Genomic DNA, 17,968 nt, shown 5'->3' on the forward strand with positions numbered 1-17,968 from the left:
GACCGGGTGATGACGCCGCCGGTGACGATGACCTCGATGTCCTTGGATTCCAAAGCCTGCACCAACTCGGCGACCGGAATCGAATTGGTCAGGATCGTGATGCCCGTCGACTGCTGCGATTCGAGCAGATGCTGCGCGAAGACATAAGCCGTGGTGCCGCCTCCGATGGCGATCACGTCGCCTGGCGCCACGTAGGTGACCGCCTCCTGCGCGATGGCGTCTTTGAGCCCGATATCCATCTGCGATTTGACGGAGAACAACGGCTCGCTCAGCAGCGTGCTAGTAGTCACCGCCCCGCCATGGACGCGTTTGAGCAGCCCTTTGTCAGCGAGATCGGCGATATCGCGGCGAATGGTCATCGCCGACACACCAAGCTCCTTGGAGAGCGCGGTGATGCGCACGGCGCCCCGGGTGCGTAGCCGGCTCAGAATAAGATGCTGTCGTTGTGAGGAAATCATATGAACATTATCGCACACAATTTGTTATAAGCCAAACAGAACAAAGGGATTTATAAACAAAATATGAATCTTTTCGAACAAGTTCTCACATTGCTTGACTTTGACCAGTCGAGTCAGCCTCGTTCGTATGCGCTCGGCCGCGGCCAGCCGCGCCCGAAAAGCCTGCGCATCCCCCATCGGGTCACGCGCCACATCGCCTCGAACACGATGCCAGCGCCCATCTTCGAGCGCCCGCGCATTCGCTCCGGGAATACGATCGGCACCTCGGCGATGCCACCGCCCGCCGCCGCCACGCGCCGCGTCATATCAATCTGGAAGACGTAGCCATTCGCCTCGACCGAACGTAGATCCGATGCGCGTAGGATCCCAGCGCGATAGGCGCGCAGCCCAGAGGTCATATCACGCACGCCAAGGCCGAGCATGGTGCGCGCATACCACGAGCCCGCACGCGAAATCCAGTTGCGATACCGCGACCAGCCTTCGGTGCGTCCGCCGGGAACGCGCCGCGACCCGATCACCAAGTCAATCCCGGATCTGTTGCGCAGCACCTGAAGCATCGCATGCAGATCCTGCGCTCGATGCGAACCGTCCATATCCATCGAGCACAGCGTAGCGTAGCCCCGCTTCAGCGCCCAGTCGAAACCTGCAAGGTATGCCGGCCCCAGTCCGTTTTTGCCCGCCCGGTGCAGCACATACACCCGCTGATCGCTCGCCGCCATGGCATCGGCAGCTTCCCCGGTCCCGTCCGGCGAAGCATCGTCGACGACGAGCACATGCACCTGCGGATTCCATTCGAGGAGCGCGGACAACGTGGGATCGAGATTCTCGCGTTCGTTGTAAGTCGGCATCACGACGCACACTTCGCCGCCGTCGCGCGCCGTATCCTCGTCCGCGCCCCCACCGCCCGCCGCGTCGATGTCCGCTGCGAGATCAACAACAGCCTTGCCGCCATCCGTCGCAAAACCACTGCCGCCGCTCCGGTCACGGCGTTGCGCATCCGCCTGATCCGCATTCTGTCTGGTCTTCACGATTTCACTGTACAGGCCCCGCCGCACCGTTGTCTATTGGCTGTCCGCTCGCTCCAGCATTATCACAGGCACTCATCAGCATCATCACAGACACCCGGCCGGGTGTCGTTCTCGCACGCGGGTGGCACAATATGGTCATGAGCTATGTTTCAACGAATTACTGGCACGACGCACTGAACAAGGTTGCGACCGATCTGTTCACATTCGGGTACAAGCATGTCGTCAAGCCTCATTTCGTGTTCAACCATGCGCCGGACGAGGCACATGACAACATGGTCGCATTCTGCCGTCTCACCAAAGGCATCACGCCGCTGATGTGGCTGCTGCGCGAGACGATCGACTACACCGACCCGATTCTGCAGACCCAGGCCTTGGGACTCGATTTTGCCAACCCCTTCGGTCTGTCCGCCGGGCTCGACAAGAACTGCGATATGCCCGTGCTTATGGACAATGCCGGCTTCGGCTTCGAAACGGTCGGCTCCATCACATCCCGCCCCTGCGCCGGCAATGCGAAACCCTGGTTTCATCGGCTTCCCGAGTACGATTCGATGATCGTTCATGTCGGTCTGGCCAACGACGGCAGCGCGAAGGTCATCGAACGGGTCAATCAGGCGGAGCGCGCGACGAAAACGATGCGCATGTCCATCTCCATCGCCCGCACCAATGACGATTTAGTCGGCGACATCGATGAGGGCATCGAAGACTATCGGCTTTCCCTTGCACAAGCCTCGGGCCGCAGCTCGATGGTCGAAATCAACATCTCGTGCCCCAACACGCGCGTCGGCGAGCCCTTCGTCGAGGACCCCGCCAACCTCGACCGGCTGTTCACCGAGCTGGATAACGTCTCGCACCCACAGCCGCTCTTGGTCAAGATGCCGCAGGATACCGGCTGGCCTCATTTCCATGAGCTGTTGGACGTGCTCGCCAGGCATGACGTGCAAGGCGTCACCATCGCCAACCTGCGCAAGGATCGCACGGGTTTGAGCATTCCGCGCGATTGGGAGGGCGGTCTGTCCGGTGGCCCGGCGTACCAGTCCAGCAACGAGCTGATCCGCAACACCTATCGCGAATTCGGCAGCAGATTCGCCATTGCCGGAGTCGGCGGCGTGTTCACTCCGAAGCAGGCCTATGCCAAGATCCGCGCCGGCTCGAGCTTGGTCATGTTCATCACCTCGCTGATGTATCGCGGCCCGCAGCAGGTCACCGTGCTCAAGCGCGGCTTGGCCGAACTGCTGCGCGCCGACGGCTTCGAGCATGTGTCGGACGCGGTCGGCATCGACGCCTGAACTTATCGCCTGAAATCGCCCGGTACATCATAAGTGACATTCATTTGCGATAACTGGCATAGTTGACGATACAAATGACATCCACTTCATAACAGCCGTGGCATGGCCCGGCGAACAAACTGCTCGGCGATTCAACGGTTCAGTCGCGAGACTTGTTCAATCACCGAACGCTCCGCGCACATACTGCTGCGGGTACGGGATCTGATCGGCGCCCAGACCCAGCCGATGCGCGGCACGCAACGGCCAGTAAGGGTCGCGTAACGCGGCGCGGCCGATCTCGATGGCATCGGCCTTGCCGGCGCGCAGCAGCTTTTCCGCTTGCTTCGGCTTGGTGATGAGCCCTACAGCTGTCACTGGGATATCAACGTCATGACGGATCGCCGCGGCGAAAGGCACCTGATAGTTCGGCTTGACCGGGATGGAGACGCCGGCGACAATGCCGCCGGTCGACACATCGATCAGATCGACGCCGTGTTCTTTGAGCACGCGCGCGGTTTCGATCGTTTCCTCGAGATTCCAACCGTTCGTCGCCCAGTCGGTAGCGGAGACGCGCACCGTCAGCGGCATAGTCTCGGGAATGACGCCACGCACCGCGTCGACGATCTCGATAAGGAAACGCATGCGGTTGACCAACTCGCCGCCATACTCGTCACGGCGTTGATTGGACAGCGGATCCAGGAATTGCGAAATCAGATAGCCGTGGGCTGCATGGAGCTGAATCATCTGGAATCCCGCGGCCACGGCACGGCCTGCGGCGTCGCGGAATTCATCCACGATGCCATGGATCTCCTCGATGCTGAGTTCGCGTGGCTCGGCATAGTCGCCAAAGGCAATCGCGCTCGGCGCGACGGTCGGCCAGCCGCCATGATCCTGCGGCACCGTGGCGTTCTCGAAGCCGATACCGGCGCAGCCAGTCGAAGCCTTACGCCCGGCATGGTTGAGCTGCACGCCGAACGCCGCGCCCGCCATCTTGACATCGTCGACGATCCAACGCCATGCGGCGATCTGATCGTCATTCCACAAGCCCACGTCGCATGGCGAGATACGTCCGTCAGGGCTTACCGCGGTCGCCTCGGCAATTACCATGCCGAAGCCGCCCAAAGCCCGCGACACATAATGCTGGTAATGGAACGGCGTGGGTTTGCCGTCGCGCCGGGGCACGGAATACATGCACATCGGCGGCATCCATACGCGGTTGCGCATGGTCAGTTCACGCAGCTTTAGCGGCTCGAACAGCCGAACCTCGCCGTCAGAATAATCGCCGTTGCCCTTCTTATTGCTGTTGCCTTTGCCCATCGAACATCAACCTCCGTTATTCAGTGCACAGCTGTGTAGTCATTCCCCATCGGCGATTCGAGGCGTCCATGCAAACCGTCGTCTAATTGCCGTTCTGATTCTGATTCTCAGTGGCATCGCCACTGTCATTGCCGTTCGTGTTGCCGGAGTTGGTCCCGTTGGTCGAGTCGACACGCGGCGAGACCTGCGACGTAGAAGTCGTCATGTATTGCGGGTCGGGATTGCCGTAGTCGTTGTCGATCGGGATCTTGGCGGCGTTGAGATAGCCGTTCATGAATTCCTTCCACGCCGGCGTAGCGATGTACATACCGTACCATGTCCGCATGCTGCGGCCGTTGATCGTCTTGTTGGAAAAGCTCTGCAAGTGCTCCACGTTGCCTACGGTAACGAAAGCGGCGACCTGGCCGGGTACGAACCCGCCGGTCAGCATGTAGTTGTCCTGTTGGGTACCGGTTTTAGCGAAGGTTTTGCGCCCGTTGTCCAGCTGGGTTGCGGCCGCCTCGCCGCCGGGGGTCACCACGCCCTGATTCAGGGCGTATGCCACGGTCTGGGCGACTCCGGCTGGGATCGCCTGATGGCAATTGGCTTTAGGAACCGCGAAGTCCTTCCCGGTCTTATCGGTGACCTTCTTGAGCGCGATCGGCGTGCATTCCACGCCGTCGGCAGCGAGCGTGGCGTATACATTCGCCATGGTGAGCGGCGAGGCCTGCACAGTTCCGATGGTCATGGACGGCTGCAGCGAATTGGAGTCGTAAACGTCCTCATGCCCGATCGGCGAATTATGGTAGCCCATGGCCTTCGCCGTGTCGGCGATGGAGCACAGCCCGATCTGCGAGGCCATCGCGGCCTGCGTCGTGTTGTGAGATTTGATGAGGCCTTGCAACGGGGTCTCCGGGCTGACCGTGCCGCCGCCGCTGTTGTGCACAGTCCACGGGACCACCCAACGATACTGGCCGCAGTTGAACGAGCTGCCGCTGTACAGAGTTGAAGTGACCAACGGCGTGTTGATCGATTTGCCTGCGAGCATCCAAGCGGCAAGGTTGATGGGCTTCCACGTCGAGCCAATGCCGGTGCCCAAGCCGCCGCCATCCTTCTGGTCAACGGAATAGTTGATGGCCGTGTGCGTCGGATTGCTCCTCGCCACATCCGTGGCGTCGTAGATGCGGTTGCTGCCGAAACCGAGCACCTCGCCAGTGCCCGGCTTGATCGCGGCGATCGAAACCTCGAAGCCGCTGGGATCGTTTACCGGTATGGTGTCGCGCGCGGCCTTCATAGCAGCCTCGTTGGCGTTCACATCCATTGTCGTGTAGATGTCGAGGCCGCCCTCATTGAGCAGCTTCTCCCGGTCCGCCGCAGTTTTGCCGAACTCTTTTTCGTTGAGGATCTGCTTGGTCACATAGTCGCAGAAGAAGGCTGCGTCGCCTGCGACCTGGCAGCCCGCCGAAGTCGTGGCCTGGATGTGCAGCGTGTCCTTGATCGGCGTCTTGCGCGCCTGCTCATACTCCTGTTTGGAGGAGATAAAGCCTTGGTTGTACATCAGGTCGAGCACGGTGTTGCGCTGATTCTGCGCCTCAGCCTGGTTGGCGGGGATCGAAGGATCAAATGCACCTGGGTTTTTGGTGATGGCGGCGATGGTCGCCGACTGCACGAGGTTCAGATTTTTGGCGGAAGTGTTGAAATAGCGCTTGGCGGCGGTCTCCACGCCATAGAGGTTGTTGGTGCCGAACTGGGCGATGTTGAGGTAGCCCTGCAGAATCTCCATCTTGGAGTATTTCTTCTCCATCTGCACGGCGATGAGCATCTCGCGCAGTTTGCGGGCGATGGTCTCCTCGGAGGCATGGTATTCGCCGATCGGATCGTTATGCTCGCGCGCTTCGACCAGCAGCACGTTCTTGACATATTGCTGCGTCAGCGATGAGCCGCCCTGCGTATCGCCTTTTTTGATGAAGGTCTGCACAAAAGCGCGCAAGACGCCCTGTACGTCGACGCCCTTATGCTCGAAGAAACGCCTGTCCTCGCGCGCGACCACCGCCATCTGCATGGTCTTGGAGATGTCTTTCAACGGCACGACAGTGCGGTTCTGGGCATAGAACGTCGCGATCACGGTTTTGCCGTCGGAGGCGTAAATGCGAGATTTCTGCGGCAACGACGTCACATCGAAGTCGATACCCTCCACTTTAAGGGAGGGGACCACGGCCTTGGCGACATTATTCACCCCAAGCACGGCGGGAGCGAGCAATGCGCCGGCCACCACTCCGCCAGCGACGCAAAGCATGACATAGGCGAGGATCAGCGCAAAGACACGACTTACGCTGAGGGGGGTTTTCTTCTTCGGCATGCTGCCCATTCTAAGGGAGCGTCTCTACCATGGCCCGGTTGCAGAGGACTTCGCGCCAAGTCCTCACAGTCGCCCTACCGCGGCGTAAAAGCAACTGCACGAGGACGCTGTCATACTGTGAAAATGCTGGAAAATCAACGCATGCGAACCAGTAGTCACCCCTTCTGCACGATGGCGATATCAGTCCGTGACCGCAGGGATCCATAAGCGCTGAGCGCAGCGAGGGGCGCCTAGCGGCGAGAACGACGGATGAGCATGCCAGGCTTGTAGATGATGATCGAACGGCCTTCGCGCGCGATCCAGCCACGGTTGGAGAAATCCATCAGCGCCTTATTCACCGTCTCGCGAGACGAGCCGACCAGCTGGGCCAACTCTTCCTGCGTCAGGTCATGCGGCACCTTGAGTCCTGCCTCGACCGGCTCACCGAAACGTGTCGCCAGGCTCAGCAGCGTCTTGGCCAAGCGCGCGGGCACATCCATAAACACGAGATCGGAGATGCGCTCGTTGTTCGCACGCATCCGGTTGGCCAACACCTGCAGCATATCCACCGCCACCCGCGGGTACTTGTCGAGCCAGGAGAACAAGGCTTCACGCTCCAGCCAGGAGACCCGCGTGCTATTCGTCATCGCGACGGCCGATGCGGTGCGCGGGCCACCGCTCGGATCGAACACCGGGATCTCGCCGAGCACTTCGCCATAAGCGTGGATGCTGAGCAGCTGCACACGGCTGTCGTGCGACTCACGGATCAGCTTGACCCGGCCCCCTTCCAACAGATACATGCGCTGGTCGTCATCGCCCTCACGAAAAATGAATTCGTTCTTGCTGAATACGCCGCGTTTGAGATGCGGCAGCAGCTCCTTGGCCTGCTCTGGCGAGACCTGCGTGAACAGGGCGGTATGCAGCAGAGTGGTATCCGGATCGGGCATCTCATTGGGCTTCGCCACGCTTGTCATACCTCCATGCATGTAGGCATTCGGTGCATCCTCATCGACTCGTGTCCATTGTAGACCCCACCCCGGGCCGCTGCGATCAGGTGGCTGACGAGCGCTTGCCGGCTCATACCCGTCTGCGAGCGCAGCGGATCCACGCGTTTGATCGCCGAATGCACCGCCTTGTCGCTCAGCTTCTCCTTCGAGATACGCAGCATGCGGCTCATTTTCGGCGCGTCGATGTCATAGGCCATCGTGACATGATGCAATACGCTCCCCGGCCCACCGTCAACCGGCGCGAAGCGGCGCTGCGCCGCCCCGCCGATCTTGCCATGCTGGGATGCGATGTCGTTGAGCCCGGAGAAACGCACATCGAGTCCCAACGCGTTCAGCGCATCTACGAGCCACTGGTCGCACAGCTGGTAGGACTGCGCGATGTCGACGCCGCGCACGAAATCCCGCGGCGCATACAACGAGTAAGTGATGGTGTTGCCCGGTTCGACGAACATCGCGCCGCCGCCGGTGCATCGGCGCACTACGTCCGCGCCCTCCCTGCGGCAGGCATCGCAGTCCACTTCGTCATTCAACGATTGAAAGCGCCCGATAACCACGGTCGAGGCGGCCCATTCCCAAATGCGCACGGTGGCCGGCCGGTCCCCCGCCGCCACCTCACGCGCCCAGCGCTCGTCAAGGTCCATCTGCGTCTGCGGCATGCGAGGAATATCATGAACCACTACCGGATGCAGTTCGCGCCAACGGGCGCGCCACGCCTCGCGCAGATCGTCGCGGGCGGCTCCGGCGGTTAAGTTGCCGCTGCCTGAGCCATCCTCTACTCCGCCGACCGCTGCATGATCATTCGTCTGATCATAGCCGCCGACCGACGCTCCTGCGCCGCCGCCGGCACGACCAATCGCCCGGGCGAACGCAAGTTCAATGGCTGCTGCATCGACGCCAACGAAGGAAACGACATGATGCCTGTTCATGGCATCCCGTACGGGAACGCCGTCAGCCAGCGCCTGCTCGACATCGTGGAGCAGCTCTGCCGCCTCGGTTTCGGCTCTGGCATCGGCATCAAGGCCGTCGAGGAAGAAATCGCCGTCAAGACGGCAATGGACGATGCGTCCGGAGCGATCGCGGCGCACGTTGACGCCAACGAGCTTGCCACCGACGGTTTTGCACTCCCCGCGTGTGGTTTCGCCTGCCTTGTCGTGCGTGTCTTCGCTCATCGCCAATCGCTAACTCAGTCTCTGAGCTCCACTCCTTTGGCGTCACGATGCCATGGCGAGCCATAATTGGAGCACAAAATTAGAATGCCCTCGATCAGTGCCCAGATGCCAGCCACCATCGGCCCGATCACGATCATCCAGCCGACAAGCGTAAGCAGCAGCTGTATCAGCCCTTTCCCGGTATAGCCCAGATAGAAATTATGCACACCCAGCGAACCGAGGAAAATGGCGAGCAGCCCGGCGACGAGCTTCTGCCGCGGCACATAACCATACGGAATATTCTGCGGCATGCCGTAGCCCTGTTGGCTGTAGCCGGGCTGGCTGTAGTTCTGCTGGCCTTGCTGACCATATGCTTGGCCGTAATAGTCACCTTGCGTGGCTTGCGGCGGAGCATAATACGGTCCTCGTGCATCCGTCTGCCCACCGTATGGCTGCTGGCCGTATGACGATTGCTCCGGCCGTCCGTAGGCATTGTCTCCTTGGCTGGAAGCAGCCTGCGGCGCGGCGCCCTGCGAGTAAGGAGATGTCTGCCCGTATCCGGACTGCGGGTCTTGCGGCTGCTGCTGGCCGCCATCGGCATTGAATTCGCTCATACCCTAAGATTAATGCACCCTGCAACCCTCGCCACCCCTGCGAGTCTTAGGTTTGCGTCACTCGTGAGACGTATTTTTCGTTGTGCTGAGCCGTTAAGCGTAAAGTCCACTGGGTCTTAGGCCGGCGAAGTGAGATTTCGCTAAGGAGCCGAAGAACCCTGCCGTAGAAACCATCAATTCCAAAACCTCAGAACCGCAGAATTTCGATGCGCGCGGTTTCCGGTCGATGTATGACATTTTTAATCGTTATGCGGCGAGCGCTCAGTTTAAACGGGCGCAGATGTCGCGCCCGATCTGCTCGGTGCCGCGTCGTGTCGCTCCAAGCTCCTCGATATCGGCCTCGACAGCCGCATCGATGCGGTCCGCCGCCGCATCGAATCCAAGATGACGCAGCAGCATGGCGACGGAGAGAATCGCAGCGGTCGGGTTGGCGATGCCTTTGCCGGCGATGTCCGGCGCCGAACCGTGGATAGGCTCAAACATCGAAGGGTATTCGTTCGACGCGTTGATGCAGCCCGAAGCGGAGTAGCCGACGCCGCCAACGACCGCGCCCGCCTCATCAGTGAGGATGTCGCCAAAAAGGTTGTCGGTCAGAATCACGTCGAAACGCGCAGGATCGGAAACCAGGAAGATCGTCGCCGCATCGATGTGCTGGTAATCGTGCGATACCTCGGGGTATTCTCGCCCCACGCAGTCCACGATGCGCTGCCACATGTCGCCGGCGTTGACCAGTACGTTCTTCTTGTGCACGAGGGTGACGTGCCTGCGCCGTTTCATCGCCAGCTCGAAGGCGTAGCGCACGACGCGCTCGACGCCGTATGCGGTGTTAATCGACACTTCAGTGGCAACTTCTGCCGGAGTATCGCGCCGAATCGCGCCGCCCGCCCCGCAGTACAGGCCTTCGGTGCCCTCGCGCACGACGACGAAGTCGATGTTCCCCGGGTTGGCGAGTGGCGATGCGACGCCTTTGTACAGTCTGGAAGGACGCAGATTCACATACTGGTCGAGCGCGAACCGGAGTTTAAGCAACAGGCCCCGCTCCAAGATACCTGCCTTGATGCGCGGGTCGCCGATGGCGCCGAGCAGGATGGCATCGGTGCCTTTGATGCGCTCGAGATCCTCATCCGGCAGAATCGCGCCGTCGCGCAGGTATCGCTCCGCGCCAAGGTCGAACGGCTCGTACTCGAAACGCGCACTGCCTTCGGTCGCCTTGTCGAGGGCCGCCTGCGCGACCGGGATGATTTCCTTGCCGATTCCATCGCCAGGGATGACGGCGATGCGATAGTTATGCGATGGCGTGTGCGATGATTGCGTTTCCTGATTGCCCATAGCCGCGAGACTAGTCGCAGCGCGCACCGGCCTGATTGCCCGTCCCGCCTTATGGACACGGATGTGGACAACTCACACAGTCGTCATCAGCTGAATGTGGCTGGTGTTCGCGAGGGCTTTCATATGCAAATCCACATGAGGCGATCCCCAACGTCATAATAGCGCCCACGCCATCGATCACCTTGCGCGGGCATTGTGACGCATAACCGCGATCACTGATCACGATTCCCGCACTGAGTTCGAGATAATGCGGGGCTTATGACGCCCAGATTTAGGGGCTCGTGCACCTCTCCCCACCCGCATTCCCACTGGACTACGCCCGTATTCCCCTTAGGACCCGAGCTCCTACTCGGTCCCTACTCAATCGGCTCTTCTCAATCAGCGTTCAGGCGCTACCAGCTGCGTGGCTCCCATCGCATCAAGGCACCAGGCGTTCTCGTAGGAGACCTCCTCCCACTGCTTGTAGCGGCCGGTGGTGCCGCCGTGGCCTGCCTCGATCTCGATTTTGGCGATCACATCGACGCCGGCGGATTGCAGCCTGGCGATCCATTTAAGCGGCTCGACGACCAGCACGCGCGTGTCGTTCATCGACGTGGTCACCAGGATCTTCGGGAAACGCGGTGCCGGATGCTCATCGCTGGGCGCGTTCTCGTATGGCGTGTACGACTTCATGTACCGATACACGCGTTCGTCGTGCAGCGGGTCGCCCCACTCGTCCCATTCGGTGACAGTCAGCGGTAGCGAAGGATCGAGGATCGAAGTCAGCGCATCCACGAAAGGCACATCCGCCTCAATGGCGGCATACCGTTCCGGTGCCATATTGGCGACAGCCCCCATCAGCAGGCCGCCCGCCGATCCGCCATTGGCCATCGTCCGGGCCGGATCCGCGAATCCGGCATATTGCAGCGCGGCGGTCGCATCGACGAAATCCTCAAAGGTATGCTTCTTCTCCAGCCGCCGTCCATGCTCATACCAGGCGCGTCCCATTTCGCCGCCGCCACGGATGTGCGGCACCGCGTAGAGCACGCCACGGTCGAGCAGACTGATGCGCGCGGCGGAGAACCCCGGATCCGAGCTGATCTCGTATGCACCGTACCCGGTGATGAACATCGGAATAGAAACAGCCGGTCGTTCCTCTGCCTCGGCGCGGTCGGCACCACGGTCATCGCATTCGGCGCATTCGGTATGCTCGTTCTTCCGCGTACCACACGCTTTCGTGCCGGCCTGCTCAGCGCCCAGCCTCGAAGCTGATAGTCCAGCCTCCGGCGCCGGCGCTGCCAAATGCCCAGGCAATGCGGCCAGCCCTGGCAACATGTCGGTGCGCCAGACGAGCGAGACCGGCACTTCCTCCCCGTCGCGCACGCTCACCCAGACGCGGCGTTCCGAATACTTCTGCGCATCGAAGCCGCCGAGCACTTGCGCACGCTTGAGCAGAATATCCTCGCCGGTGGCCGGATCCAATTCGTGCAGCTCGCCCGGCCTCGTATAGCTGTCGAAGGAATACCGCATGCGCGGCGCGTCATACGACGGGTTGCCGCCGGTGCCGAAGGAGTACAGCCGACTCGGCTCGCCGGATTGCCCTGTCTGCTCCCTGCCGCCATCGTCCGGCGGCTCGATCTCGCGGAAACGCCATGGCCGTCCGGCAAGAAAATCCTGCGCGGCATCGTCCTTGGCCATCACGGCGACATGCGGCAGACTGTTCGCGCGATAGCTCAGCGACACGAAATTCCTGTGCAGCGCGATGCCCTCGATGCCCAATCCCCGCGCGCCTTGCAGAACCGCCGGATTGCGCGTGTCGTTGTACGGCCGGCTGACCGGTTTGGCCGATGCACCAGCCTCGAAGCGATCTCCCTGCTCGCAGCCATAAGGCGAGCCGAGCGCGACCGCAACGCCTTCGCCGAGGCGATACGGCGGTTCATGCGTGCGCATGTCGATCACGTCGATCTCGAAGTTCGGGTCGAGCGCATTGTGGTACACGACGGCGAGCGGAATGTCCTCGCCCTGCCCGCCTGCGCCTTCGAAACACGCGAAGCTCACATCGTATTCCACATCATCCTGCCGCGGTATGAACACGCGGAACTCGCCCTCCGGGCTCGACACGGGCAGCATCCACACTTCGCCGCTGGTTTTGGAACTGGTGCTGATGACGATGCGCCGTTCGTCGAAGCTCAGGCCTACGCCTACCCAGAAACGCTCGTCGTCTTCCCGGAACACCTCCACATCCGCATCGACTGGCGTGCCGACGTGATGCCGGCGAATCGCATAGGGCCGCCACGCCTCATCGAGCGCCACATAGAACACCCATTGCGCGTCCGGGGTGAAACACGCCCCGCCGATGCCGTGCAGCACTTCCGGCAATTCGGTGCCGGTGCGAAGATCACGGATACGGAAGTCGTAGCGCTCGTCGCCCGCAGTGTCGACGCCGTAGAGCAGCCAACGCCCGTCGCGGCTCAGATCAAGGCCGCCAAGGCGGAAGAAGTCATGGCCCTGCGCTTCGAGATTCGCGTCGAAGACGATCTGCTCGCCGCTCATCGAGCCGGGCTCGCCTTTCGGATCGACCTGTGGCGGATTCCAGTCGTCGGCATCGCTGATCGGGATACGGCACTGCGTGGCGTACTGCCGTCCCTCTTGCGTACGAACGAAATACCAGTAGCCGTCGATGCGCGTGGGCACCGACATGTCCGTCTCCTGCACGCGGCCTTTGAGCTCGTCGAACAGCGCGGCGCTCAGGTCTTTCAGACCAGCTGTGCGCGACTGGCAGTAATCGTTCTGCGCCTTGACATAGTCGCGGACCTCAGTGGAATCCTTGTCGCGCATCCAGTCATAGGGGTCGACGAAGGTGTCGCCGTGCACAGTGCGAATATGGTCGAGCCGCTTCGCCTTGGGCGGCGGCATGCGTTGCACCCGTTGGGGATCAAGGGCGCTGGTCGCGCCGGAACGTTGACCATGGGCATGCGGGGCTGCGGCTAAGACGATAGTCATGCTGCCCGATTATACGACCCGCGTCCCGCTATCGGAATTTCGCCAGATACGGCAGCATCGTCTTCATGAGGTTGGAGCCTGTCGTGCCGGTGAACACCGGTACATCGGTGACCGGGATCGGCTGGGTCGTGGTCAGCCCCGCCACTGGCCCCAGCGGCGAGTATTCGCGCGGACTGAGCTGCCGGATGCCGATGGCGAGCACGCGTCCAGGGTAGCGCCGCGCGATGGTGGCATATGTGGTCGGGTCCTTCTGTCCGTCGTCGCCTATGAGGATGAAGCGCATGCTGGGGAAATCGCCCATGAGCTGCTCGGCGAACTCGAGCTTGTGCTGCACTCCGGAAGGGACGAAGGTCTTGGGCCGCGGATCGAGATCGCGCAGCAGCAGCGGCCCTTGCGGGAAGCCTTGGTCGGCGATGAAGTTGCGGATGGAGCGCTCGACGTTCCATGGCGAGGTCGACAGATAGAAGAACGGCGCCTGCGGGAACATATCGGCGATCTTGTTGAACAGCACGCCCATGCCCGGCACCGAGCCGCGCTTCTTCGGATTGAGCAGCAGCAGATTGTAGGCCGCCCGCAGCGGCGAAGGCGCCTGGGTCACCATGATCGTGTCATCGACGTCGGAGATCACGCCAATCGGCGTGCGCGGAGCAATGGTGAACAGCTGCGACACCACAGGCCTGCGATGCGCCACCTGGTAGGAGACCGTATGGATGCCCGGTTCGAGACGCCGTTCGGCTACGAGGTCGAGATAACCCTGATCGTCGGAGACAATGGTCTCGCCGTTGAGATCGCGAGCCCGATCGACTTTATCGTAGATCTCGGAGCTGCCGATCTGCACGGTCGTCAGCGGCGCCTCGTCGATTGCGATTCTGACATGCGTGGCGGGGGCGGGGACCATGAGCATCGCACGCACCCCACGCATGAGCCTTCCCGGTTCGCTGCGCGGCGGCGCGTAGACAGTTCGGCAGATCAGCCGCGAATAATCGTCCGTGCCGTATCCGACATACGGTTCGACGCTGGGGCGCCAGTTGAACCGTCTGCCGATGGTGCTGGAGATCTTCGTCCATATGCCGAAGGCGTTGATGGCCAGCCTACGCGTGGAGCGGGTCAGCAGCGGCTTGTCCTCGATCCGCTCATGCCGTGAGGCAGCATCGAAGGTCGTGACCACCCGCCGCACCGGAATGGGGACTGTGGGCATGTCGTCGGGATCGAATCGGTCTTCCGGTGTCATATTCTCCTCATATGCGCTGTGCCACCGCGGTATCGAGCTCACGATATCGGGCCCCGCAGGATCTGTGAGGTCATACCGTCGGCTCCCCAATCAGCTTACAGGATGGCCAGCATTGGTCCTATTTGATCATCGCGCTGTACTCGTCGGCGCTGAGCAGCGTCGGCTCGTCATCATCCAGATCCATTTTAAGGATCCATCCTTCGCCGTATGGATCGGTCGTGACCACGCCGGGATCGTCGGACGCATCGCGATTCACATAGCGTACAACGCCTGCCACCGGGCATACGAGCGGCTCAACGGCCTTGGCCGATTCCAGTTCGACGATCTCGTCCCCCGCCTCGACGCGGGTTCCGACCTCCGGCAGATCAAGGAAAACCAGTTCTCCCATCTGACTGGCAGCGTATTCAGTGACGCCGATCAGCGCCGGGCTGACCGAATCATCTACCCATACATGTTCGGAGGAGTATTGCAAGTGGCCGGGGACGTCGAGATTCGCCGGCTTGTCTTCGTTGTTTTCGCTCATGAAATACCAGCGTAGTGTCTCTGCATTACAACACCCGAATGCCGCGCCACTCGCGGATCAGCTTCCGGCATGCGCATGGGCGCGGAGCGCATTGGCAGTTCAGCGCACCGGGCCATTCGGCTGCGCGCCGATCACTTGGACGACAGTGCCCATGGGACAATTGTCAAATATCCACTTCGCATCCTGCTCATACATATTGATGCAGCCATGGGAGCCCTTGAGTGTCGGGTCGCCCGCCGCAATGCCCGGATAGTTCCAATAAGCAGTATGGAACCCCTCGCCGCCGTTGTAATAACTCACCCATTTCACGCCCTTCGTCAGATAGAACGTGCCGTCGCCGTTGGAGCCGCGCATATCCTGGATCTTATAGCGCAGGTAGATGAAGAACGTGCCGTTATCGGATTGCGTGAAACTGCCGGTGCGCCCGGTCAGCACCAGAAAGTTCTTGATGGGCTTGTCGTTCTGGTACACCGTCGCCGTCTGCTTGCTTTTGTCGACGACGATGCGGTACTCGGATTTGATCTGCTTGACGTCATGCTCCGTCACGTCGGCATCGGCCTTGAGATCCGCCTTCTGGCCTTGGTCCAGCGCCTGCACGACCTGCTGCGCCACCGCCCCGGTGTTTTTCACCGCAACGCCGTTCACGCCCGCGGTCTTCGTCACAAGCACCGCCCCGGTCGTGTCGACGATGTCCTCCTGCGTGACCATCTTCTGATCGAGCTGGGCAGGCAGTTCCTTGCTCATATACGTATCGATCGCCTGCTTGTCGTAGCTCAAGGTGACTGTGCCCTTGTCAGGGTCGCCGACGGGGCTGATCCACGACGCCACCGTGCTGGTCGGCACGGTGAAAGATCTGGCGTCGCCATTGCCGATGGTGATTGCGTCGGCGAGCCGCCGATTCGCCTGGTCTGCGGCGTTTTTGGCGCTCTGCTCCGAGATGGGCATCACGACGTCGTTATAAGAGACGCTTACTGTCACGCTGTGGCCCGGTTCGGCGACTATCGCGCTGACAGCCTTTTCTACGGGCGCCATGACGGGAGCCTTGCCATCCTTGCCCGGCGTCACGCTGAAGGCTTCGGCCTTCTCATCGAAGTCGATGGTGGAGGGGACTGCGCGGTCCGCCTGGGAGACGAGGCTGTCCGTCAGATACGTGGCAGCGGCGAGTTTATCGGTTTTCGCCGAAAGCCCTACGGATTGCTTGGCGAAGGGATTGAGCCGGGCGAACTCGTTGGCCGACTTTGCGGCGAGCAGGTCATGCACGGTCGCGTTGACATCGATTGAAACGCCAAGGTCTTTGAGTGACGCAGCGACTTTCTTTCCGCTGCCGTCGCCTACTGTGACGGTGGAATGCGCAACGGCGGCGTTCACGATGCCAGTGAGTTCGCCCGCTGATTTGCCCGTTACGGATTCGCCGCCAAAGCTTACTCCCGGGGCGGCTTTGTCCTGGAAGTACCAGCGCGCGCCGAAGAAGGAGCCAATGGCGACGAGCGCAAGCGCCAAGAGCATGCTGAAAGTCACCACGAGCGCGACCTTGCCATGACGGCGGGCCGCGGCCTTGCCTCCTCGCCGGCCGGAATTGGCCGCAACGGTGGCAAAGCCTTCTGGGCTGTTTGCCGGCCGCTCGCCCATCGGGGTGAAGACCGCGCCGAGCGGCGGCAGCACCAGCGTATTTTCCGCCGAATCGGACATCTCGCCAGCGGCATGGCGCGCAGGGATTTCCCCTGTCTGATCAGACAGGAACCCCTCGCCTTGATAAGCGCTCGTCACGTTGTTGTCCTTTCCCCGTCCTGCGGCCTGATTCTATGACCATTGTATGACGACGGAGGAAACCCGAGGCACTGCTTCCCGCCGCCTTCGCGGATTTGCGACCTTCGTCACAGTTCGCGGCCATACCATTCCTCGATCATGTAACGGGCTATGGTGGCCTTGCCGGGCGCCTGTATACGGCCAGCCGCCAATTCCCCGGCGTATTCCTCGCGCGTCACCCACCGGGCTTCTTCGGTTTCCACGTTATCGACGTGGATATCCGTGCTGTTCGCGCGGCCTTTGAACGCCATCATCACAGACGCCGGGAAGGGCCATGGCTGAGAGCCGAGGTAGCGCACCTCTCCCACGTCCACGCCGACTTCTTCCTTGGCTTCGCGCCGGCACGCATGCTCGAGGTTCTCGCCAGCCTCGACGAAGCCTGCGGAAACGGAAAACAGCCGTGAATCCGCCCACGCCTTGTTATGTTGCACAAGCAACCGGTCGTGCACGTCTACGATCGCGGTGATCACCGCCGGCTCGATGCGCGGGAACAGCGTGCGATTGCCATCGGCCTCGTTCTGGCAGCGCTGCGCCCATCCGCCCAGCACCGGCTGCACAGGCGACCCGCAGCTGGGGCAGAAGCGTTGGCGGGCATGCCACAGGCTCAGCGCGCTGGCACTGGCGACCTGGCCGGATTCGCGGGCCGAAGCGTGCGGTACGAAAGCGCGAATATCAACCCAGTCGAATCGGTCCGAAGCCTGTTCGAGCAGTGATGCGCTGCGCCTCGTGGCGAATCCCCCAAGCTCGCTGTCTGGCTCGAAGGCGTCATCGGCGCCTTCATGCGCGGCGTCCGGCGCGAGGCTGTGCGCGGCGGCCTGCGAACCATCGAACATTCGCGTCAGGTCAAGGGCGATGACATGCCGCCGGTTATCGGCGAAACGGTCTACGACATTGTCCGCACCGCCGTCGCGCCCGACGTCGCCGGCACCATCGGCGCCGTCGG

General features: G+C 61.6%; 14 protein-coding genes. 1 reads left to right on the plus strand and 13 read right to left on the minus strand.

The annotated features are described in order from the left end of the window. Together LKG04_RS07835 and LKG04_RS07840 are read right to left on the minus strand one after the other, a co-directional pair. Positions 1-458: DeoR/GlpR family DNA-binding transcription regulator (locus tag LKG04_RS07835; protein ID WP_291763707.1), on the minus strand; the 458-nt coding region annotated here is incomplete at its 3' end. Between the two features lie 113 nt (positions 459-571). Further along, positions 572-1,306: a polyprenol monophosphomannose synthase gene (locus tag LKG04_RS07840; protein ID WP_291759901.1), complete on the minus strand. Its 735-nt coding sequence runs from the start codon at positions 1,304-1,306 to the stop codon at positions 572-574. Between the two features lie 317 nt (positions 1,307-1,623). Here LKG04_RS07840 and LKG04_RS07845 point away from each other — a divergent pair, with 317 nt between their 5' ends. Continuing rightward, entirely contained in the window at positions 1,624-2,772 is a 1,149-nt protein-coding gene (locus LKG04_RS07845; RefSeq protein WP_291759528.1) for a quinone-dependent dihydroorotate dehydrogenase, read from the plus strand. Between the two features lie 156 nt (positions 2,773-2,928). Here LKG04_RS07845 and LKG04_RS07850 read toward each other — a convergent pair whose 3' ends face one another. The 11 genes from LKG04_RS07850 to nudC form a co-directional block, all read right to left on the minus strand. Further along, positions 2,929-4,068 carry an NADH:flavin oxidoreductase/NADH oxidase gene (locus tag LKG04_RS07850; protein ID WP_291759530.1) on the minus strand — a complete coding sequence of 380 codons (1,140 nt, stop codon included), beginning with the start codon at positions 4,066-4,068 and terminating at the stop codon, positions 2,929-2,931. 82 nt (positions 4,069-4,150) lie between these two features. Then, positions 4,151-6,406, minus strand: coding sequence for a transglycosylase domain-containing protein (locus tag LKG04_RS07855; protein WP_291759533.1), 2,256 nt, complete (start codon positions 6,404-6,406; stop codon positions 4,151-4,153). Positions 6,407-6,636: 230 nt separating this feature from the next. Continuing rightward, a complete protein-coding gene (locus LKG04_RS07860; RefSeq protein ID WP_291759537.1) occupies positions 6,637-7,359 on the minus strand; it encodes a Crp/Fnr family transcriptional regulator in 723 nt (240 codons plus the stop codon). After that, complete coding sequence (locus tag LKG04_RS07865; protein ID WP_291759539.1) at positions 7,356-8,561, minus strand: lipoate--protein ligase family protein; 1,206 nt, start codon at positions 8,559-8,561, stop codon at positions 7,356-7,358. Before LKG04_RS07865 ends, LKG04_RS07860 begins: the two co-directional genes overlap by 4 nt. Positions 8,562-8,575: 14 nt before the next feature. Next, positions 8,576-9,154 carry a TM2 domain-containing protein gene (locus LKG04_RS07870; protein WP_291759541.1) on the minus strand — a complete coding sequence of 193 codons (579 nt, stop codon included), beginning with the start codon at positions 9,152-9,154 and terminating at the stop codon, positions 8,576-8,578. A 261-nt stretch (positions 9,155-9,415) separates the two neighbouring features. Beyond that, positions 9,416-10,483: a 3-isopropylmalate dehydrogenase gene (locus LKG04_RS07875; RefSeq protein ID WP_291759545.1), complete on the minus strand. Its 1,068-nt coding sequence runs from the start codon at positions 10,481-10,483 to the stop codon at positions 9,416-9,418. 378 nt (positions 10,484-10,861) lie between these two features. Then, the gene (locus LKG04_RS07880) at positions 10,862-13,378 is read right to left on the minus strand and encodes a S9 family peptidase (RefSeq protein ID WP_291759904.1); all 2,517 of its coding nucleotides are present in this window, start codon (positions 13,376-13,378) and stop codon (positions 10,862-10,864) included. Positions 13,379-13,493: 115 nt separating this feature from the next. Then, positions 13,494-14,696: an App1 family protein gene (locus LKG04_RS07885; protein ID WP_291759547.1), complete on the minus strand. Its 1,203-nt coding sequence runs from the start codon at positions 14,694-14,696 to the stop codon at positions 13,494-13,496. Positions 14,697-14,814: 118 nt separating this feature from the next. Further along, positions 14,815-15,219 (minus strand): glycine cleavage system protein H, encoded by a 405-nt coding sequence (locus tag LKG04_RS07890; RefSeq protein WP_291759550.1) that lies wholly within the window; start codon positions 15,217-15,219, stop codon positions 14,815-14,817. Positions 15,220-15,318: 99 nt separating this feature from the next. Continuing rightward, the gene (locus tag LKG04_RS07895) at positions 15,319-16,986 is read right to left on the minus strand and encodes a L,D-transpeptidase (RefSeq protein ID WP_291759552.1); all 1,668 of its coding nucleotides are present in this window, start codon (positions 16,984-16,986) and stop codon (positions 15,319-15,321) included. A 107-nt stretch (positions 16,987-17,093) separates the two neighbouring features. Continuing rightward, on the minus strand, positions 17,094-17,968 hold an 875-nt coding region (gene nudC, locus LKG04_RS07900; RefSeq protein WP_291763710.1), incomplete at its 5' end, for an NAD(+) diphosphatase.

Origin of the sequence: Bifidobacterium sp. (assembly GCF_022640935.1) — a bacterium.
Lineage (GTDB): Bacteria > Actinomycetota > Actinomycetes > Actinomycetales > Bifidobacteriaceae > Bifidobacterium.